Raw genomic sequence first — 19,984 nt, forward strand, 5'->3', positions numbered from 1 at the left:
TAACGAGCAACGACGTCCGTGCCTATCGCAAGTCAAACGTCATCGAATCTCGGAGCTTGCCCCGTCGCTCTAGGAGCGCACCTCGCCGCCCGTAGAGGCGCAGACCTTCTTCACGACCTTCGCGTGCGCGCGCTCGACCTCCTCACTCGTAAGCGTGTGGTCGTTCGAGCGATAGGTGAGCTGGAAGGCCATCGACTTCTTGCCAAGGCCCACACGCACCGGGTCACGATAGACGTCAAAGAGACGGGCGCTCTCGAGCAGCTTACCGCCAGCACTGGTCAGACGCTGCATGAGGGTCTCGCACGTGACGCTCTCGTCAACGACGATCGCAAGGTCGTGCGTGATGGCGGGAAGCGTGGGCACGTCGACATACGGCAGCTCGCGCTGGGCAAGACGCAGGAGATGCGGCTCGGAGAGTTCGAAGGCAATGACGTCCGCGTCAATGCCAAAGGCATCGAGACTCACGGGGTGGACGTTGCCCACCCAGCCGATGAGCTCGCCGCCGGCATAGACCTCGGCCGCGCGGCCAGGCTGCAGCCAGGTGTACTCCTCGGCATCAGCCGGCTTGAAGCGAACCTTCGTGATACGAAGCGCGGAGAGCAGACGCTCGACGATGCCCTTCGCATCGAAGAAATCGAGCTTCTCGTGCTTCTGGTTCCAGCCGTCCTCGCCCCAAGCACCGGAAAGCACACCGCAGACGTAGCGGGGCTCGTCGGGAAGCGTGCGCTTCGCATGACCAAAGAACACGCGGCCCTGCTCGTAGAGGGCGACGTTCTCAACACCGTGGTCGAGGTTGTAGGCGACGGAGCGGAGAAGGCCCGGGAGAATCGAGCGACGCATCTCAGAGTTGTTAGCGAGCAGCGGGTTCATGATGCGAACGGGCACGCCACGGCCAGTCTCGGTGATCTTTGCGCGCTCGAGATCACCGTCTTCCGCGAAGCAGTAGGTGAAGGTCTCCGAGAGGCCGCAGGAGCGCAGCGTGCGACCGATGAGCTGCGTGCGCTGCTGGTCGACTGTGAGGCCACCGTGGTGGTTCTTGGCGCCGGGGAGCGTCGGCTCGACGCGGTCCATGCCCCACAGGCGAATGACCTCCTCGATGAGGTCGGCCTCACGGGTGAGGTCCGGGCGAGAGGTGGGCACCACGACCTCGAAGTCATTGCCGCCCTTCTGCGGAACAACGGCGCAGCCAAGGCGCTCAAGCAGGTGGGAGATCTCCTCGTTGGTGATGGGAGCCCCGCACACAGCGCGGACGCGATCGCCGCGAAGGGTGATGCAGACGGCCTCGACGGGAACGGGATAGACGTCAACGCGGCCACGGCAGACGGTGGCGCCGCAGCAGCTCTCGAAGAGGGCGGCTGCGATGTCAGAGACTTCCTCGCAGTTAGCAGCGTCGACCTGGCGCTCGTAGCGAATGGAGGCCTCGCTCATGAGGTTGAGATTGCGGCTCGTGCGGGAGATGTGGCTCTTGTCAAAGCAGGCACTCTCGAGAAGGACGTCAACGGTGGTGTCGTCAATCTCGGAGTTGAGACCACCCATGACGCCGGCAAGGGCGATGGGGCGCTCGCCGTCGTCGGTGATGACAGCCATGTCGCTCGTGAGCTTGCGCTCCTCGCTGTCGAGCGTGGTGAGCTCCTCGCCATCGCGAGCGGCGCGGACCACGACGTGACGACGGCCGTCGCGCTCAGAGAGCTTTCCGAGGTCGAAGGCGTGCAGCGGCTGGCCGGTGAGGTACATCACGTAGTTGGTGACGTCCACGACGTTGTTGATGGGACGGCTGCCAGCGGCGATAACGCGACGCGCGAGCCAGTCCGGGGACGGGCCGATCTTCACGCCACGGACGACGCGGGCCACGTAGCGAGAGCAGAGCTCGGGGGCGTCAATGCGCACGTCGACGAGGTCAGAGGACTTGGGGCCCTCCTCGTGCTGAATCGCAGGAAGCTCGATGTGCGTGTCCTCGTCGAGAACCGCGCCGACCTCGGTAGCCATGCCCACATAGGAGAGGCAGTCCGGGCGGTTGGGCGTGATCTCGCAGTCAAGGACGGTGTCGGACAGACCACGGTACTCGGCGAAGTCCATGCCCACGGGGGCGTCCTCGGGAAGGATCATGATGCCGGAGTGGTCGCCACCGAGACCGAGCTCGCGAGCAGAGCAGTTCATGCCACAGGACTCCACGCCGCGAAGCTTGCTCTTCTTGATCTTGAAGTCACCGGGGAGCACCGCGCCGATCATCGCGACGACGATCTTGTCGCCCTCCTCGAAGTTCTGGGCGCCGCAGACGATCTGCAGCGGAACGGGGTTGCCGTCCGCGTCGACGTTCCTGGCGCCAACGGAGACCTTGCAAAGCCACATGTGGTCAGAATCCGGGTGCGGTTGCTTCGAGACGACCTGGCCAACGACGACATGGTCGAGATCGGCGCCAACGCGCTCGATCGTCTCGACCTCGGTGCCGGTGCGGATGAGCTCGCGGTACAGGACCTTGGGATCGGCCGGGAGGTCGACCATGGAGCCGAGCCACTCATATGAGATGCGCATGTGAATACCTTTCTATAGCGCAGATACATCGGGATCAAACCAGGGTTTCTGCGGTGCGTCAGATGGGCCCGAAAGAGGAGCGCCGCGTGCCAAGGCACGCAAGCGACGGTTTGAGGGACCAGATGGCGTGCTGCGGAAAGCCTGGGGGTTAGAACTGGGAGAGGAAACGCATATCTCCCGTCATCAGCATGCGCAGGTCAGGCAGGTCGTAGCGGAGGGCGGCGACGCGCTCGGCGCCGATGCCGAAGGCGAAGCCGGTGTACTTCTCGTGGTCGATGCCGCAGTTGTCGAGAACGTTCGGATCGACCATGCCGCAGCCGAGGATCTCAAGCCAGCCGGTGTTCTTGCAGAAGCGGCAACCCTTGCCACCACAAACGCCGCAGGACACGTCAACCTCGCAGGAGGGCTCGGTGAACGGGAAGAAGTGGGGACGGTAGCGCGTGGCTCGGTCCTTGCCGAACATCTCGCGGCAGAAGTAGTCGAGGGTTCCCTTGAGGTCGCCGAAGGTAATGCCCTCGTCCACGACGAGGCCCTCGATCTGGTTGAACTGCGGGAGGTGGCACGCGTCGGGCGTGTCGGGACGGAAGACGGTGCCCGGGCAGATCATGTAGATGGGTGGCTTCTGGGCCTCCATCGTGTGAGCCTGGACGCCGGAGGTCTGCGTGCGCAGGAGGATGTCGGACTCGCCGTTGGCGTGGACCTCGGAGTGATCGAGGCTGCCAGGGTTGTTGTCCTCGACATAGAAGGTGTCACGGGCGCTACGGCTCGGGTGGTCGAGCGGCGCGTTCAGCGCGGTGAAGTTGTAATAGCTGGTCTCGATGTAGGGACCGTCCTCGACGGTGTAGCCCATGCCGCAGAAGATCTGCTCAATCTCCTCGATAATCTGCGAGATGAGGTGCTGCGTGCCCACGGACGGGACACGACCGGGAAGCGTCACGTCGACCGAGTCGGCGGCGATGCGCGCCTCGAGGGCCGCGTGCTCGAGCTCGTGCTTGCGCTCCTCGAGGGCGGCCTCGATGCGGGAGCGAACCTCGTTGGCGAGCTTGCCCACCTTCGGACGGTCCTCCGGAGAGAGCTGGCCCATCTGGCGGAGGACACCGGTGAGAGAACCCTTCTTGCCCGTCACCGCGACGCGAACGCGGTCGAGCTCCGCAAGGTCGGCGACGTTGCCGATGCCCTTGTGCGCCTCGGCCTCGATGGCCTTGAGGTCGTCAATGATCGTCATGCCTTTCATGCCCCTTTCGTTCGCGGGCTCGCGCCCGCCTTCCTTGGCGAGAGTGCGCGACAAAAAAAACCGCCCTTGCTCGCCTTCTTGCGAGCAAGGGCGGATGAGTCTCCGCGGTACCACCTTGCTTGGCCGTCGGATGTCTTGCCCGACGTACCCGCTCTTCTCCCCGTCTCGTGGGGCGGACGGCTCCCCTACTTGCGCGCGTTGACGCATGGCGCTTTCAGTTCGCGGCTGGTGGAGTGAACTCTGGCCGTCAACCTTGGAGGGACCTCTCAGCCGGTGGGCCCCATCTCTTATCCGCTGGCGACGCGACAGCCAAACCTCTCCGTCATTGCCTAAGGAGGAATATTAGCACAGCTACCAGCTCTACGCCCAGCTCGCAACAAAGGAGGGGTGCATGGCAAAAGCCATACACCCCTCCTCGCCTCGCTTTTAGCGAAGTTGTCTACTCTTCGTTGGAGACCGTCTCGGAATCCCCAGAGTTCTCGGGTTTGTCAGCCTCGTCACTGAAATCCGTCGGGTTCGCAGGAACAGCCCCAAACACAGACATCACGCGGTCGAGATGCTCCTTGGCTCGAGCCTCATCTCCCTTGTTCTCGTACTGGAGAGACAGGAAGTAGTTGAGTCTCGCCTTCTCGTCCGGCTCCGCATCCGCAAGCTGGTGCTCCATCTCGGCGATGTAGGCGAAGCTGTTCTTGAACACGATGGCGAACGTCTGGCGCGCGTCGCGGAGCAAATCCTTGTCCTCGAAGCTCTCCATGAGCTCAAGCACGTGCTCGGCACCCTCGCGATCCTTCTGCATCTCGTAGAAGTTCATCGCGCGAGCAAGCACCAACCGACGTTGCACGTCGGTGCAGCGCATACGCAACAGCACGTTGAGCTCGGTCTTCTCGCCCTCGACATCCTGCATTGCCTCAAAACCGTTGAGACGCATGTAGTGGAGGTTGAACGGCGGAAGGCCCGTCTTCGCCGCAGCGCCATCGAGGGTCTTGATCATTCCCTCGAAGTCCCCCGCCATGAATTGGTCTTGCGCCTTCGAGACGGCACGACCCCTGACGAGCCTCCCCGCAACGCTGCCAAGAAGGGCCACGATAACCAGAACGATCCCTAGCGTCCTCACATCCATAAGGGCAACCTACTCCGCGGCGTAGAACTCGCGCATGTCGTCGACCATCTGCATGAGGGTCGGGACATCGGTGTATGCCATGTGACCGCAGCCATAGCGGTGGTAGGTGATGCGGCTCTTGAGCTCTGCCGGGAGGAACAGCTGCGACATCGTGTGGTCCATGTTCCACCAGGGAGTCGCGGCGTCATAGCGGCCACCGAGGATGGCAAGCTTGGTCGTCGGGCTACGACGGAGTGCCGTGGCGATGTCGAACGCGAGGTTGGGAGCGGCGGTCTTGGTGTCGTCCATGCCGGGCTCGTCGTGGACCCAGTTCCAACCGATACCGATCTCGCTCCAGACGGACAAACGGTACTCGGCGGGGTTGACGTAACCAAGCGTGCTGCGGAGGAAGCTACGGAACGCGCCGTACCAGACCTTCTCGAGAGCGTGGGACGCCGGATCCTCGCAGGCGAAGTAGAAGGTGTTGCGCTGCACGGGCAGCGTCATGGTCTCGGTGTAGCGCATGTCGAGGCGACCACACATCAGGCCACGGTCGCGCACGATGTTCGCGCGGAAGTCCTCGAGCTCGATGCGGTTATTGTGAGCGAGCAGGAAGTCCGCGGGGATGCCGATGTAGTGCTCCATCTTCTCGGCGATGCGACGCTTCTCCTCCGGGTCGATGCGGTCGCCCTTCATGAGAGACGGGGCATACTCGTTCGCGGTGAACTCGCTCGCCTCATCGAACCACTCGTCGACATCGACGCCCTGGCCCGTGACGCCAAAGTGCTGGGCCGTCGAGGCGAAGCTCGGAAGCATGCCGAGGTAGTACAGGTCATTGCCCGGCAGGTTCTGCGACCAGTCAAAGTACGCAGAGAGCATCACGACGCCGGCCAGCGGCACGCCGGCCTCGCCGAGATAGCGCATAAGGACGGAGGAACGCATGGTGCCGTAGGACTCACCATAGATGTAGAGGGGGCTGTCCCAGCGGTTGTTCTCGTCAAGCCAACGAACGATGGCACGGCAGAACGTGCGAGCATCCTCCTCAAGGCCGTAGACGCGCTTCTTGTCATAGCCATCAGCGACGAAAGACCAGCCGGTGCCCAGAGCGTCCAGGAACACGAGGTCCGTCTCGCGCAGGAGCGTGCCGGGGTTGTCGACGACCTCATAGGAGGCGCTCGCGAACTTCTCGCCCTCGCTCACAACACGCTTCGGGCCAAGGCCACCAAAGTTGATGGGCACGGACGCAGAGCCCGGGCCGCCGTTGTAGGCAAACGTCACGGGGCGCTTGGAGGAGTCCACGGCCTCGCCGTTAACGCTGGAGGCAACGTAGTTCACATTGAACATCTTGCCCTCGAGCACGCGCGCGGGGTCATAGATGTCGAGGTGACCAGCGGCGGCGGCGTACTCGATGTGCTCGTCGCCATACTGCCAAACCAGGCCCTCGGTGCGCTTCGCCTCGGGAACGGCGTTGGCGTCAGTCGCAGCGTCCATGCCGCAGCAGCACTTCTCGTCAGTCATTTACTCCACCCCCAGCATGTCGCAGAGCGACAGCATGTAGATTTCCGCCGAGTGAACGATATCGATAACGTCGACATCCTCGTTGTAGCCATGGATGCCCTCGTTGTTGGCCGGGCCAAACTGGATCGTCGGGGCACCGAGCGCGCGGTAGTGCGCGGCGTCAGAGCTCGCCCACTGGTAAGCCGGCAGGCACTCCTCGTTCCAGACGTCCTCGATGTTCTTCTTGAGGCTCGTGACCAGCTTGGACTCATCGTCGGTGTAGTTGCCCTCGGCGATCCAGTTATAGCTGGCCTCGACGCCCTCGACGCCGCTCTTGGCGATCAGGGCATCGACCGCGGCAACGACTTCCTCGTGCTTGCAGCCATACGGCAGGCGAACGTCGACGCTGCAGGAAGCAAAGTCCGGCACCTGGTTGATCTTGCCGCCACCCTGAATGATGCCGACGTTGGTGGAGCAGTGGTCGATGACGTTGCCAACACCAGGAGTGCCGATCGTGCGCTCGGCGATGGTGCGAGAGTTCTTGACAGCGCGAGCCTGGGACTCGTCATAGTGACCGGGAACAGCGGTGATCTCGTCGATGAAGGGGATGACCTTCGCGAGCTTGTTGATGGCGTTATCGCCCTTGTAGTTGCCGGTCGAGCCGTGGCCGGGCACGCCATGAGCGGTGAACGTGAGGTGGAGGATGCCCTTCTGGCCAATCTCGATCGTGTCGTGGCCGGTGGGCTCGCCGATCATGACGGCATCAGCGCCGTCGGCATAGCCGTTCTCGCAGAACCACTTGGTGCCAGAGCCGGCAATCTCCTCATCGCAGACGACGTGCAGGCGGATATCGCCCTTGAGGTCAACGTCAGCCTCGTTCAGCATGGCCATAGAGAAGAGCAGAACCGCGAGGCCGCACTTCATATCAGAGGTACCACGGCCGAGCATCTTGCCGTCACGAATCTCGCCGCCGAAGGGATCAAAGTCCCAGCCATCAAGATTGCCAACGGGCACGACGTCAACGTGACCGTTCAGAACGACGCGGAAGCCGTCCTCGGATCCAATGTGAGCATAGACGACAGGATAGTCCTCGCCGCTGTCCGCAATAAGGCGCTCGGACTCGATGCCGTGCTCGGCAAGGTAGTCACGAACGAACTTGATAGCGGGCTCCTGGTCATCAATCGGGCTCTGGTTCTTGATCTGGATAAGCTGCTGGCAAAGCTTGAGCAGATCGTCCTGGTGAGCAAGTACAGCCTCGTGAAGCTGCTTCTTCGTAATCGACACTACGATTCCGCTTTCTCTCATGGCGCGCCGAATCCCGGACACGCCAGCCATTAGACAAACGCAAGACTTGCAGACAAAACAGAAAGGGACCAGCCGGAAACGACTGGCCCCAAAATAATAGACCTACTCCGCGACCTTATCGTGGTAGAGGAAGCACGCGACGCGGTGGTTGTCCTCCACCTCCATGAGCGCGGGACGCTCGTGGTGGCAGCGCTCCGTGGCGTTGGGACAACGGCCAGCCAGCGGGCAGCCGACCTGCTCGCCCACCGGGCTGGGAATCTCGCCCTCGAGCTTCATCTCGGGGTGACGCTCGAAGGGATTCTCGGGCGGAATAGCCGAGAGCAGAGCCTTCGTGTAGGGGTGCAGCGGGTTCTCATAGATGCTGTGGGCAGGCGAGATCTCCATGACGCGACCGAGGTACATGATGGCCACGCGGTCAGAGATGTGCTTGACCACCGAGAGGTCGTGGCTGATGAAGATGTACGTCAGGCCACGCTCGCGCTGGAGGCGACGGAAGAGGTTCAGGACCTGGGCCTGAATAGACACGTCAAGCGCGGAGACGGGCTCGTCGCACACGATGATCTTCGGATCGAGCGAGAGGGCGCGAGCAACGTTGATGCGCTGGCGCTGGCCACCGGAGAACTCATGCGGGTAGCGCTGCAGGTGCTGGATGTCGAGGCCGACTTCCTTCATAAGGTCGAGGACCTTCTGCTGGCGCTTCGCGGCATCAGGCTCGATACCATGGATGACCATCGGCTCCTCGATGGAAGCCGCCGCGGTGAAGCGAGGGTCAAGACTCGAATAGGAGTCCTGGAAGATCATCTGAAGATCCTTGTGCACGGGCTTGCGCGCGGCGCCCTTAAGCTTGGAAATATCCTGGCCGTTATAGATGATCTCGCCGCTCGTGGGCTCATGGAGACCAACGATGCAACGTCCAAGGGTCGACTTGCCACAACCGGACTCGCCGATGATGCCGAGGGTCTCACCCTCATAGACATCAAGCGAAACACCGGACAGTGCATGAAGCGTCTGAGGCTTGCCGAAGAGGCCGTCACCACGAAGACGGAACTCCTTGTTAAGGTTCTTGATGCCAAGAATCACATTATCGTTGGCCATTTAGTTCGCCTCCCCACGAACGAGGCTCTCCTCGCCGTTCTGCCTGTGGCACGCCACGAAGTGGCCAGGCTTGACCTCGACCAGCGGCGGGACCTCATGCTTGCACTTCTCACAGGCGTAGGGGCAACGGTTGTAGAAGTTACAGCAGGTGCCGGTGAGCCTCAGATCGGGCGGAACACCCGGAATGGTCTTGAGGTCGGTCTTCGCCTTATCCGAGAGCTTGGGCATGGAATCCAGCAGGCCCCAGGTATAGGGGTGCAGCGGATTGGCGTAGAGCTCCTCCATGGGGGCATACTCGCAGGTACGGCCCGCATACATGACCATAACGTCATCAGCCATCTGCCAGACGATACCGAGGTTGTGCGTGATAAGGAGGATGCCCGTGTTGAGCGTGTCCTGAAGGCCCTTGAGCAGGCTCAGGACCTGGGCCTGCACCGTCACGTCAAGGGCGGTGGTGGGCTCATCGGCGATGATGAACTTGGGGTGGCAGCTCATTGCCATGGCGATCATGACGCGCTGGCACATACCACCGGAGAGCTCGTACGGATACGAGTCCATACGCTTCTCGGGGTTGGGGATGCTCACGAGCTTGAGCATCTCGATGGCACGCTTGCGCGCGGCCTCCTTGTCGAGACCGTCATGCAGGCGGATGTTCTCGATCATCTGGGTGCCAACCTTGAACACCGGGTCCAGGGCCGTCATCGGGTCCTGGAAGATCATCGAGATATCCTTGCCACGAAGCTCACGGAGCTCAGCCTCGGTGGCATGCACGATGTCCTTGCCGTCGAACATGACGCTGCCGCCCTCGATCTTGCCGGTCTTGGGCAGAAGGTGCATCAGAGAGCTCGAGGTGACGGACTTGCCGGAGCCAGACTCACCCACGATGGCAAGGGTCTTACCGCGATCGAGCGTGAAGCTCACGCCATCGACGGCCTTGGCGACGCCGGCAGCCGTGTGGAAGTACGTCTTAAGGTCGTGGACCTCAACAAGATGCTCCGAGACCTGCTCGGTAGCTGCGTTGGTCTCGGTAGCCTGAGAGTTGTTCTCGCTCATAGGGCCTACCTCTTCTGCTTCGGGTCGAGAACGTCACGAATACCGTCACCAAACAGGTTGAAGCCAAGAACGGTGACGAGGATGAACATGCCAGAAATCGTGGCGATGTGAGGAGCGCCCTGCAGGCAGCTCTTGCCCTCGGAAAGAATCGAGCCCCAAGAAGCGGTGGGCGGCTGGATGCCAAGACCGAGGAAGGAAAGCGCGGCCTCAGAGATGATCGCGCTGGCGATGTTGAGCGTGAAGTAGACGATGACCGGGCTCATGGCATTGGCGAAGATGTGCTTGAAGAGGATGCGAGCGGGGCTGGCGCCAATGACGCGCTCGGCATTGCAGTACTCCTCGTTCTTCACGACATGGACCTGGCCGCGCACGACACGAGCGAAGTTAGGCACGTTGGCAACGCCAATCGCGATGATCACGTTGACGGTGCCCTGACCGAGGATGGTCATGAGGATAAGGGAGAGCAGGATGAACGGGAACGCCATCATGCCGTCCATGATACGCATGATCACAGAGTCAACGATGCCGCCGAAGAAGCCGGCGACGAGGCCGAGCAGGATGCCGACGATGGCACCGAGGATGGTGCCGCCGATGGCGATGAAGATCGAGATGCGCGCACCATAGATCACGCGGGAGAGAAGGTCGCGGCCATAGGCGTCAGTGCCAAACAGGTGGCCTCCCACTCCGGGAGCAACAAACATGTTGCCGGTATCCGTGGCGTTGGGATCACACGGAGCAAGCAGGGGCGCAAAGACGGCGAGAATCACCATCACGACGACGATCGCAAGGCCCACAAGTGCCATCTTGTTACGAGCGAGCTTGTGCCAGGCGTTGTTCGCCTTGCGCTCACGCTCGAGCATCTTGAGCGTTGCCTCGTCAGAAAGGCTAGCGCCAGTAGCGTTATCTGCCATTAGTTGCTACCCCCCTCAAAATTGACCTTGGGGTTGATGACCATGTAGACGATGTCAACAACGAGGTTAACGAAGACGAAGACGACGGCGGAGAACAGGACCACGCCCTGAATGAGCGAGTAGTCACGGCCGTTGACGGCGTTGACGATAAGCGTGCCAAGGCCAGGCCAGGAGAAGATGGTCTCCGTCAGGATGGCGCCGGCGAAGGCGCTGGCAAGCTGAAGGCCCAAGACGGTCACGATGGGCGGGAGCGCGTTCTTGAGCGCGTGCTTCCAGATGATCTTGGACTCCTTGATGCCGCGGGCGCGGAGGGCCTTGATGTACTCGCCGTTGATCGTCTCGAGCATGCTCGAACGCGTGATGCGGGCAAACGTCGCCGCGGGGATCGTCGCCAGGCAGAAGCACGGCAGGATCATGTGGCTAATGACGTCCCAGACGCCCTTCGACATCGCACCCATGCCCATGGCGGGCAGCCAGCCGAGGTTCACCGAGAAGGTGAGGACGAGCATAAGGCCCAGCCAGAAAATAGGCATAGACACGCCAACGAGGGCGAGCACCATGAAGACGTAGTCAAAGATGGTGTTCTGCCTCACGGCGGACACGACGCCAATGGGCACGCCGACGAGAAGCGCGAGCACGAGGCCCGTAAGGGTGATCGAAAGCGTGGAAGGAAGTCTGCTCAGAATGATGGGCATGACGGGACCACTGTAGGAGTACGAATAGCCGAAATTGCCGTGCAGGATACCAACCAAATAGTTGATGTACTGCGTCAGCATGGGCTCATCGAGGCCCATCTTTACTCTCATCGTCGCAATCGCATCGGGTGACGCCTGCGGACCCAGCATCTGCGCCGCTGGATCGCCCGGAATCATGCGCGTGAGGACGAAGGTGATGGTGACGACTACGAACAGAACCGGAATCGTCTGGAGAATCCTTTTGAGGATTGTCTTTGCCACCTTTGCAACACCCCCTGAGCGGAGTCTGGCGGGACCTTGTGCCCGCGTAACCATGTGATGGGGGCACGGCTCTGGGCCATGCCCCCATCATTCTTAACTGAATGAATAGCTCAAATTACGCCGTCTTGGAGATGTTGATCTCGCTGGAGACGATGGTCGTCTTGTTGTCAGCGCGGCTCTGGAAGCCCTCAACCTTCTTGGTAAGGCCGGTGTTCACGTACTCGGAGCCATAGACGATCATCGGGTCATAGGAGACGATCGTCTTCAGGGCCTCCTTGTAGTACTTGGCACGCTCGTTCTGATCCGTGACCTCGAGGGCCTTGTCGAGCAGCTCGTCGACCTCAGGGTGGCTGAAGCCAGCACCGTTGCCAAGCGCGCCAATCTCCGTGGAGCTGAACAGCTTGTTGAGGAAGAAGTAGGGGTCGGGGAACCAGGACCAGCTCATGCCGTACAGATCAGCCTTGCCGGAGGCGGCGGCGGCACTGAAGGTGCCCCAGTCGCTCGGGTTGATGACAAGGTCGATGTTCAGGTTCTCCTTGAGGGTCTGCTGGAGGATGGTGGCCATCTTCACGCGAGCCTCGGTGTTGGAGATGTACATGTTGAGGGTGAGACCGTCCGGATAGCCAGCCTCGGCGAGGAGCTTCTTGGCACCCTCGGGATCATAGGCCGGGACGTCAGCCTCGACGGACTCGTCATAGCCCCAAGAATCCTTGGGCAGGGGCAGCACGGCGGTCGTAGCCTCGCCATAGGGATAAACACCCTTGACCAGGTCATCGCGGTTGACAGCCATGAGAATGGCCTTGCGGACCTTCTGGTCGGCGGTGGGGCCGTTGACCTGGTTCATGTAGACGTAGGCAACGTGAAGTGCCGGCTTCTGGTCCAGCACGAGCTGGTCATTGTTCTTGATGGTCTGGGTGGCCTCGCCCGTGAGCGAAGTGGCGATGTCGATCTCACCCGTGGCCAGACCGTTGGCCGACTGGGTCATGTCGGTAACGACCTTCATGGTGACGCCATCGAGGTGCGGCTTCTCGCCCCAGTAGCAATCAGAGCGGGACATGTCAGCCTGCTGGTCCTTCACGAACTGGTCGAGCTTGAACGCACCAGAGCCCACGAGGTGGTCGCCGAAGGCATCGCCCCAGCCCTCGACCTCTTCCTTCGGGATGATGACGTTGCCGGCATCCGTAAGAGCGGTGAGGAACGAGGCGTTAGGGGCCTTCAGCACGCACTCGACCGTGTGGTCATCGACGACGTTGCAGTGGTCGAGCATGGCGAGGCGGTTCATCGAGGACTGAGTCGCGGAGCGCTCGAGGGAGTACTTGACGTCCTCGGCGACGACGGCGCGGCCCTCCTGGTACTGGCCAGCCTGGAACTTAGCATCATCACGGATGGTGAAGGTGTAGGTGAGACCGTCGTCGGAGACCTTCCAATCGGTGGCGAGCTGAGGAACGATCTCGGTGAGGTCGATGTTGTAGTCGACGAGGGTGTCGCACACACACCAGATGATCTGGGCCTCATAGGCGCCCGTGTACTTGATGGGGTCGAGGTACTTGGGCGAGGAGGGCTGGCTAACGACGAGCGTGCCGCCATCGGCGCCAGCACCGGTGGAAGTCGAGCCGCCATCAGAGCTGCAGCCGGAGAGCGCGGTACCCGCCATCGCTGCCGCAAAGATGGACACACCACCGACGAACGAACGACGAGAAATCTTGAGGTCAGACATGGTTCCTCCCATTTTGGTATCAGGACGCTAGCGCCCTCTTGAAAAACGCGGATATGCCTGGAAACTGCAAATTCCTTACCAGCCATGCAATTCGCTTCATAAAAGATATCTGAAACGGCATCACGTTGAGCTATCGATACGCGATGGTTTACTTAGGCGAAATACTGGACTGCTTTTGGATGTAGCAGTAACTTTCAATTTTACCGTATGATTGTCTCTAATTAGTGTATATTTTGAAGTGAACGGTTGTAAAAAAGCCGCAGACGGCAAACTACTGTTTGACCGCCTGCGGACAGTTCATCACGCATCTGTGAATAAGGCTCTTAGAGGCGACGTCGCCCTTGGGGAATTCCCGCCCTAAAGCCCTTAGCCGATCGCGAGCATGTTATCCCAATAGGCAACGTCCTCGAGCGGCAGGGTGTCCCAGAGGTCGAGGATGCGCTGCGGCAGGAAGCGGCGCTCCACCACGACGTCACCGCCATAGAGGCGGAACCAGTCCGCGTCCATGACGAGGTAGCCGTCAAAGCCGAAGTCGTCGCCCCAGCTGTTCTCGACGCGCCAAGCGACGGGCCTGCCGTCCTCGCCCAGCTCGACGCCCTGGAAGGCCATGCAGTGCGTCATGCCGCACTCACGGTCATCGATCATCTCGGCCTTGGTCTGGGAGAGGTCAACGCCAAAGGTGCCGTCGAGGTCCATGCCATCGAGCGCGAGCACGCCGGAGAAGTCCTCGTCCTTGCGCATGAGGTTCTTGTTGACGGCGCACATCATGAAGGCGGGGACGCCTGCCTTGAGCGACTCGACGGCAGCGTTCTCGAGGTCCTCCATCGGCATGTTGAGGAAGCGGAGGCGCTGACCGCCGATAACCGGATCGAAGTAGCGGATGCCATAGGCGTGTTCGTAGGGACGGGTCTCGCCCGGGAAGTTGACGAGCTCGACGCACTGCGAGAGGTCAAGCTTCACGTAGCGCTCGACAAACTCGACCGGGGTGATGCCCGCATCACGTAGGACGCGTCGCGGCTCGCCGCCGTTGGCGGAGACGACCTCCTCGACCTTGGAGGCGTCGACGTCGGCACCCTCGCCCACCTCAATCGCGAGGTCGAAGGTCACGGGCGGCTCGCCCAGGCAGCAGCAAAGAATCTGGTGGAACTCGGGCAGCATCTCCTGCTTCTTGGCACGAAGCTCCTCGAGCGTGGCACCCTTCGCAGCCATCTTGCGCAGGATCGTGGCGTCCTTACGAAGGAGGGTCGTGAGCAGGGCGTTCATCTGCGCGGTGTCCTTGTTGCAGGCGGTGTCCGGCATGAGGGCCTTGGGGATGGCACCCCACTTCTTCACGATGTTGCAGCAGAAGACGAACTGGCCGCCGTCATCGACCGGGGTGAGCATGAGCTGGGTGACCTCGCGGTCGTTCCAAGGCTGGTCTGCGGTGTCGATCACGTACTCGAGACGGGAGTTGCAACGCTCGAGCTTGTCATAGAACTGCACGTAGTTCTGGGAGAACTCGAAGTCATCGATGTCGAGGTTGGCGAGGACCTTGGAGCGCAGGACGTTGAGCGTCGAGAACATCCAGCAGCGACCCGAGTGGCGCTGGCCGGTCACGGTCTTGGCGGCCTTGAGCGACACGCCGAAGGTGTCCTGGTAGTTGCGTGCCTGCCTGCGGTCGACGCTGGCCTCGACCACGCCGAGCGCGGTGACGGAGTTGCGCGCCACGCGGTTGGCACGCACGCTCGCGAAGTTATTCGTGAGCTCATTGACGGTAGAGAAGTCGAGTTCCTCGGTTCCCATGCATCCTTCCTTGTATGAAGACGCCGCACGACGCGAACGCCCCCGCCCTTTATCGGTTGACTAGCATAGCGCTTGCACACGTAAGGCGTTTATTGCCGTATGATGGTGCGCGTTGCGAATAATCTCTAAGGAAAGGCGACCGTCCATGCTTCTTCGTCAGATGCTCGACATCTATGACCTCATCGACAAGCCCCAGGCCTCCGGTGAGGAGTGCGCCGCGCTCATCCGCAGCCACGGCATCACCGAGGTGACCGTCGAGCGCGTCAGTGGCGACCGCGGTGGCACTGACTGCATCAAGATCCTCATCCCCGGCTCCAACGGCAAGTCCTGCGGCGGCACCGCCCCCACGCTCGGCATCGTCGGCCGTCTCGGCGGCTGCGGCGCTCGTCCCGAGATGATTGGCGCCGTGTCCGACGGTGACGGTGCCGTCGCCGCCCTCACCGCCGCCCTCAAGCTCGCCGAGATGCACGAGAACGGCGACGTCCTCGAGGGCGACGTCATCGTTGCCACCCACATCTGCCCGGACGCCCCGACGCTCCCGCACGAGCCGGTTCCCTTCATGGACTCCCCGATCGACATGGCGACCATGAACCGCATGGAGGTCGACGAGCGCATGGACGCCATCATCTCCATCGACACCACCAAGGGCAACCGCATCATCAACGTGAACGGCATCGCCATCTCCCCCACCACCAAGATGGGCTACATCCTGTCCGTCTCCAATGACCTCATGGACGTCATGACCCGCGTCACCGGCAAGATGCCGCTGGTCTTCGCCCTCTCGCAGCAGGACATCACGCCCTACGGCAATGACCTCTACCACCTCAACTCGATCCTTCAGCCCACCACCTCCACCGACGCCCCCGTCGTCGGCGTCGCGATCGCGACCGAGCAGATGGTCGCCGGCTGCGCCACCGGCGCCACCCACGGTACCGACGTGGAGGAGGCCGCCCGCTTCGCCGTCGAGGTCGCCAAGGTCTTTGGCCCCGGCGCCTGCAAGTTCTATGACGAGGAGCAGTTCGCCCGTCTCCAGAAGCTCTACGGCGATATGAGCCACTTCCAGACCCCCGGCAAGTCCGAGTAGTCAGGCATACGCATCACTTGGCCCGTCGACCCAGCGTCGGCGGGCCTTTCTATGTGCCGAGCCCGAATCTGTCTCGGCAATCACTCTCTTGGAGGCATCATGGCACGTCATACGCGTATCGCAGGCATCACGGTGGGACAGAGTCCCCGCACGGACATGACCTGCGACCTCGTCCAGCGTCTTGCGGACAACCTCGAGCTCGTCGAGTACGGCGCGCTTGACGGTATGACGCTTGAGCAGGTCGAGAGCGAGCTTAAGCCCGAACCCGGCGAGGAGGTCCTCGTCTCGCGCATGAGCGACGGTCGCCAGGCCACCTTCTCGGGAGACAAGGTCGTCCCCCTCGTCCAGGCAAAGATCGATCAGGCCGAGGCGGACGGCTGCCGCGCCATCATCGTGCTCTGCACCGGTTCCTTCCCGGAGCTCCGTCACACGGTTCCCCTCATCTTCCCGCAGCCTCTCCTGCACTCGAACGCCCGCGCGCTCGCCGGCGGTCGCCGCGTCGCCGTCATGGTGCCCGATCCGTCGCAGATCGAGCAGGCGCGTGAGTGGTGGAGCATGAGCGGCGTCGAGGTCGATATCGTCTCCGCAAGCCCCTATCAGGGCATCGACGGCGTCACGCGCGCCGCGGCCACGCTCAAGGGCGCAGACGACGCGTTCCTCTGCCTCGACTGCATGGGCTTCACGCTCGCCATGCGCGACGCGGCGCGCCGTGCGAGCGGCCTCGACGTGCTACTCCCCCGCACGCTCGTCGCGAGTGTGGTATCCGAGCTGCTCGGCTAGGAGATCAAGCGACTCTCCACGCCACTCTTTCCGGCGTCGAGCGCTACGGTCACGAGCGAATCCGGCGTGGCGGACGCATCCGCGTTGCGAGTGAAGACCGTCTCGATGACCATCGGGAGGTTTGCGCCGGCAACGACACGCACGTCCGGCATCGTGGCGGACGCCGTCATCGACTGGTAATACGGCGTGCCGCCGATAAGATCGCACATCACGAGGACGCCGTCGGTACGCTCGCGCATAGTAGCGATGGCGGCGCTGATGAGGTGCGGATACTCGCCGGCACGCCTCACGTCAAACGGCACGACGTCAAAGTTCTCCTGGGGACCGGCAAAGAGGTCGAGGGCGCTCGCGAGACCAGGCGCGAACTCTCCGTGACCAGTGAGGACGAATCCAACCATGAAGAACCTCCTGCGGGGTAGCACGTGCCTGACGGGCGATTAGTTCGTCCCATCAAAGCACGCAACGCGCCCCGCAGGAGGTTTCGTTACGTACTGTTTCCAGAAGCGGCACACGCGCGTTATCGCAGCCGCATTGATACGGGTGCTACCAGCGAGGTCGCAGGCAGTCTCCAAGCTGTCGTCCACATCCTCGCCGCGCCCCGCGTCACCGCATCGCCGCTAATACTCGATCGGGGCTCCCACGGACTCGCCCGCGAGGAACGTCTCGCATAGGTTTAGCTCGTGGTCAAAGACCACGAAATCCGCGTCGCGGCCAGGCTTGATCGAGCCGCAGACGTCGTCGATGCGCGCGGAGCGAGCCGGGACCTCCGTCGCCATGCGAATCGCCTCGTCAGCGCTCGCAAAGCCCCAATCCACGATGTTCTTCACGCCCTTGGCGAGCGTGAGCACAGAACCGGCGATGTTGCCCCTCGTACCGTCCTCATTGCGCAGGTAACACAGGCCATCGGCGAGGACGACAGGCATGCCGCCGCTCATGTAGTTGCCCTCGGGAAGGCCACCGCAGCCCAGGCAATCCGTGATGAGCACCGTATGCTGCCAGCCCTTGGCGCGAAGCAGGGACTCGATCGCGGCAGTGCGCACGTGCTTGCCATCGCAGATGATCTCCGCATAGGTCTCAGGCGTCGACATGGCGCAGCCCACCACGCCCGGATCGCGATGGTGGAGGCCGCGTTGGCCGTTGTAGGTGTGGACGAAACAGGTCGCGCCAGCATTCACTGCGGCGAGCGCCTCGTCATAGGTGGCATCCGTATGGCCGATGCAGGTCACGACGCCCTCGGCATCGAGTGCGGCAATGTAGTCGACGGAACCGTCCCTCTCGGGAGCGAGCGCGCTCTTGCGGATCATGCCACCGGCGCGCTCCTGCCAGGCGGCGAAAACCTCGTAGCTGGGGTCGACGAGAAACGCCGGGTTCTGAGCTCCCACGTGCTTCATCGTGAAGAACGGACCCTCGAGGTAGATGCCCTGCATGTGGGCACGGCCGGAGCCAGCTTGGCAAGACTTTGCGGCCTCGGCAATCGCCGCGCAGCACTCGCCGATATGCTCGACGCCATCGGTGAAGGTGGTGGGCAGCCAGCTCGTCGTGCCAAACTTCGCGAGGTTCTCGCTCGCCTCGACCATGCCATCAGTATCAACGTCGATAGTGGCGTGGCCGAAGAAGCCGTGGATGTGCGTGTCTACCATACCGGGAGCGATCCACCTACCCGTGAAGTCACGGATCTCGACGTCCTCGGAAGCAGCAGGGGTCCACGCGCCAAACTTGCCATCAACGACCTTGAGGTAACCGCCCAGGGCAACTCCGCCGGGCAGGAAGAACTTGTCAGCTTTGATAAGATACGGAGCCATTGCAATCCCTTCTCACGCGAAAATGCGTAGAGCAGAGCTACGGATAAACGGTATTTGGCAGCCGTTCAACGATGAGGGATTAAGTTGTTGTGTACGCCTGTCATATACTTAGTATAGTAATTAACTAGCACGGCTTTTACCCTATTTTCCCGGCAAACGGCAGCCTTTTGCGACAGGCTGAGCCCCATGGCAGGTGAGACATGCGCACGCCCAAGTACGAGCTCATCAAGGAAGACCTCCGCAAGGAGATTGAGAGCAAGAAGTTCGAGAATGGCCAACGTTTCTACAGCGAGTCAGAGCTAATCGAGCGTTACGGTGTGAGCTCCATCACCATCGTCCGCGCCATCCGCGAGCTTGTGAACATGGGTTACCTTGTGCGCAGTCAGGGCAAGGGCACGTTCGTCTCGCGCACGCGCAAGCGTCGCCTCGTCGAACTCACCGACATGGAGCCGTGGAAGGGTTACACCGAGCGAGAGACCGTCGAGGTCCTGTCGTTCGAGCGCGGCGGGGATCCGGATGTCCGCCGTTCCATGCACCTCGGCCCCACGGAGGGCTACCAGCGCATCATGCGCATCCGTAGCTGCGAGGGCATCCCCATCGTCTATCAGCGCAGCTACATCGCGAGCCGCCTCATCAAGGAGGACGCGGAGCCGCAGGAGTACTCCTCCATCTACCGAAAGGTCCGCGAGGACTTCGGCATCTCGCTCAATGACGAGGCCGCGGTCGAGGTGGACGACATCATCTTCCCCGCACCACTCGAGGTGGCAGAGGCGCTCAAGCTCCAGGGCGACACGCCCGTCGTTCGCGAGCACAAGATCACGACGCTCGCCACGGGCGAGGTTGTCGAGGACGCGCTCTCCTATGTGCGCTGGGATTACTTCAAACTGAAGTTCTCCTCGCTCGATCGCTCTGGCGCCCGTAGCGTACTCGACTAGGGCGCCCCACCTCGTCCCGCTCCCCGCTCGCTCCGGTGCCCGTAGCGCACTCGACTAGGGCGTCCCACCTCGCCCCCGCTCCCTCTGGCACCCTTAGCGTATTCGGCTCGACCAGGGCACCTCGTCTCGCCCCCGCGCCTGCGAACCATCGCGCGCGTCCACCGAAGCGTTGGCGTAGGCCCCGTCCAAAGTGGTTACAACT

16 protein-coding genes are annotated in these 19,984 nt (G+C 62.0%); 3 read left to right on the plus strand and 13 right to left on the minus strand.

Annotation, left to right across the window (positions count from 1 at the left end; genetic code table 11):
• Positions 1 to 69: 69 nt before the first annotated feature.
• The 11 genes from pheT to ABCN07_RS04985 form a co-directional block, all read right to left on the minus strand.
• Positions 70 to 2,532 (minus strand): phenylalanine--tRNA ligase subunit beta, encoded by a 2,463-nt coding sequence (pheT, locus tag ABCN07_RS04935; RefSeq protein ID WP_343005650.1) that lies wholly within the window; start codon positions 2,530 to 2,532, stop codon positions 70 to 72.
• Positions 2,533 to 2,680: 148 nt separating this feature from the next.
• Positions 2,681 to 3,757: a phenylalanine--tRNA ligase subunit alpha gene (gene pheS / locus ABCN07_RS04940; protein ID WP_343005651.1), complete on the minus strand. Its 1,077-nt coding sequence runs from the start codon at positions 3,755 to 3,757 to the stop codon at positions 2,681 to 2,683.
• A gap of 448 nt (positions 3,758 to 4,205) precedes the next feature.
• Positions 4,206 to 4,886 (minus strand): hypothetical protein, encoded by a 681-nt coding sequence (locus ABCN07_RS04945; protein ID WP_343005652.1) that lies wholly within the window; start codon positions 4,884 to 4,886, stop codon positions 4,206 to 4,208.
• 9 nt (positions 4,887 to 4,895) lie between these two features.
• Entirely contained in the window at positions 4,896 to 6,383 is a 1,488-nt protein-coding gene (locus tag ABCN07_RS04950; RefSeq protein ID WP_343005653.1) for a peptidase S10, read from the minus strand.
• Positions 6,384 to 7,646 (minus strand): M20 family metallopeptidase, encoded by a 1,263-nt coding sequence (locus tag ABCN07_RS04955; RefSeq protein WP_343005654.1) that lies wholly within the window; start codon positions 7,644 to 7,646, stop codon positions 6,384 to 6,386.
• Between the two features lie 123 nt (positions 7,647 to 7,769).
• Positions 7,770 to 8,762, minus strand: a complete 993-nt coding sequence (locus tag ABCN07_RS04960; protein WP_293814279.1) for an oligopeptide/dipeptide ABC transporter ATP-binding protein — start codon at positions 8,760 to 8,762, stop codon at positions 7,770 to 7,772.
• Positions 8,763 to 9,815 carry an ABC transporter ATP-binding protein gene (locus ABCN07_RS04965; RefSeq protein ID WP_343005655.1) on the minus strand — a complete coding sequence of 351 codons (1,053 nt, stop codon included), beginning with the start codon at positions 9,813 to 9,815 and terminating at the stop codon, positions 8,763 to 8,765.
• A 5-nt stretch (positions 9,816 to 9,820) separates the two neighbouring features.
• Entirely contained in the window at positions 9,821 to 10,726 is a 906-nt protein-coding gene (locus ABCN07_RS04970; RefSeq protein WP_343005656.1) for an ABC transporter permease, read from the minus strand.
• Positions 10,726 to 11,682, minus strand: coding sequence for an ABC transporter permease (locus ABCN07_RS04975; RefSeq protein WP_343005657.1), 957 nt, complete (start codon positions 11,680 to 11,682; stop codon positions 10,726 to 10,728). Before ABCN07_RS04975 ends, ABCN07_RS04970 begins: the two co-directional genes overlap by 1 nt.
• A gap of 115 nt (positions 11,683 to 11,797) precedes the next feature.
• Positions 11,798 to 13,399, minus strand: a complete 1,602-nt coding sequence (locus tag ABCN07_RS04980; RefSeq protein ID WP_343005658.1) for an ABC transporter substrate-binding protein — start codon at positions 13,397 to 13,399, stop codon at positions 11,798 to 11,800.
• A 366-nt stretch (positions 13,400 to 13,765) separates the two neighbouring features.
• Positions 13,766 to 15,181 (minus strand): C1 family peptidase, encoded by a 1,416-nt coding sequence (locus tag ABCN07_RS04985; RefSeq protein ID WP_343005659.1) that lies wholly within the window; start codon positions 15,179 to 15,181, stop codon positions 13,766 to 13,768.
• A 145-nt stretch (positions 15,182 to 15,326) separates the two neighbouring features.
• Here ABCN07_RS04985 and ABCN07_RS04990 point away from each other — a divergent pair, with 145 nt between their 5' ends.
• Together ABCN07_RS04990 and ABCN07_RS04995 are read left to right on the plus strand one after the other, a co-directional pair.
• Positions 15,327 to 16,265: a DUF1177 domain-containing protein gene (locus ABCN07_RS04990; RefSeq protein WP_317284992.1), complete on the plus strand. Its 939-nt coding sequence runs from the start codon at positions 15,327 to 15,329 to the stop codon at positions 16,263 to 16,265.
• A gap of 99 nt (positions 16,266 to 16,364) precedes the next feature.
• On the plus strand, positions 16,365 to 17,045 hold the full coding sequence (locus ABCN07_RS04995; protein WP_293814286.1) for an AroM family protein: 681 nt from the start codon (positions 16,365 to 16,367) through the stop codon (positions 17,043 to 17,045).
• Here ABCN07_RS04995 and ABCN07_RS05000 read toward each other — a convergent pair.
• Both ABCN07_RS05000 and nagA read right to left on the minus strand, forming a co-directional pair.
• Complete coding sequence (locus tag ABCN07_RS05000; RefSeq protein ID WP_343005660.1) at positions 17,042 to 17,443, minus strand: PTS fructose transporter subunit IIA; 402 nt, start codon at positions 17,441 to 17,443, stop codon at positions 17,042 to 17,044. The genes ABCN07_RS04995 and ABCN07_RS05000 overlap by 4 nt on opposite strands.
• 219 nt (positions 17,444 to 17,662) lie before the next feature.
• Entirely contained in the window at positions 17,663 to 18,847 is a 1,185-nt protein-coding gene (gene nagA, locus ABCN07_RS05005) for an N-acetylglucosamine-6-phosphate deacetylase (RefSeq protein WP_343005661.1), read from the minus strand.
• Positions 18,848 to 19,047: 200 nt separating this feature from the next.
• Here nagA and ABCN07_RS05010 point away from each other — a divergent pair, with 200 nt between their 5' ends.
• On the plus strand, positions 19,048 to 19,782 hold the full coding sequence (locus tag ABCN07_RS05010) for a GntR family transcriptional regulator (RefSeq protein ID WP_343005662.1): 735 nt from the start codon (positions 19,048 to 19,050) through the stop codon (positions 19,780 to 19,782).
• Positions 19,783 to 19,984: the final 202 nt, after the last annotated feature.

The organism is Collinsella sp. 1033st1_E11_1033SCRN_220408 (assembly GCF_039062465.1).
Classification (GTDB): domain Bacteria; phylum Actinomycetota; class Coriobacteriia; order Coriobacteriales; family Atopobiaceae; genus Parolsenella.

Bases quoted from the DNA above. Each gene is read 5' to 3' on its own strand.
- pheT (WP_343005650.1), bottom strand. From the start codon at position 2,532: ATGCGCATCTCATATGAGTGGCTCGGCTCCATGGTCGACCTCCCGGCC.
- pheS (WP_343005651.1), bottom strand. From the start codon at position 3,757: ATGACGATCATTGACGACCTCAAGGCCATCGAGGCCGAGGCGCACAAG.
- ABCN07_RS04945 (WP_343005652.1), bottom strand. From the start codon at position 4,886: ATGGATGTGAGGACGCTAGGGATCGTTCTGGTTATCGTGGCCCTTCTT.
- ABCN07_RS04950 (WP_343005653.1), bottom strand. From the start codon at position 6,383: ATGACTGACGAGAAGTGCTGCTGCGGCATGGACGCTGCGACTGACGCC.
- ABCN07_RS04960 (WP_293814279.1), bottom strand. From the start codon at position 8,762: ATGGCCAACGATAATGTGATTCTTGGCATCAAGAACCTTAACAAGGAG.
- ABCN07_RS04965 (WP_343005655.1), bottom strand. From the start codon at position 9,815: ATGAGCGAGAACAACTCTCAGGCTACCGAGACCAACGCAGCTACCGAG.
- ABCN07_RS04970 (WP_343005656.1), bottom strand. From the start codon at position 10,726: ATGGCAGATAACGCTACTGGCGCTAGCCTTTCTGACGAGGCAACGCTC.
- ABCN07_RS04980 (WP_343005658.1), bottom strand. From the start codon at position 13,399: ATGTCTGACCTCAAGATTTCTCGTCGTTCGTTCGTCGGTGGTGTGTCC.
- ABCN07_RS04985 (WP_343005659.1), bottom strand. From the start codon at position 15,181: ATGGGAACCGAGGAACTCGACTTCTCTACCGTCAATGAGCTCACGAAT.
- ABCN07_RS04990 (WP_317284992.1), top strand. From the start codon at position 15,327: ATGCTTCTTCGTCAGATGCTCGACATCTATGACCTCATCGACAAGCCC.
- ABCN07_RS04995 (WP_293814286.1), top strand. From the start codon at position 16,365: ATGGCACGTCATACGCGTATCGCAGGCATCACGGTGGGACAGAGTCCC.
- ABCN07_RS05000 (WP_343005660.1), bottom strand. From the start codon at position 17,443: ATGGTTGGATTCGTCCTCACTGGTCACGGAGAGTTCGCGCCTGGTCTC.
- nagA (WP_343005661.1), bottom strand. From the start codon at position 18,847: ATGGCTCCGTATCTTATCAAAGCTGACAAGTTCTTCCTGCCCGGCGGA.
- ABCN07_RS05010 (WP_343005662.1), top strand. From the start codon at position 19,048: ATGCGCACGCCCAAGTACGAGCTCATCAAGGAAGACCTCCGCAAGGAG.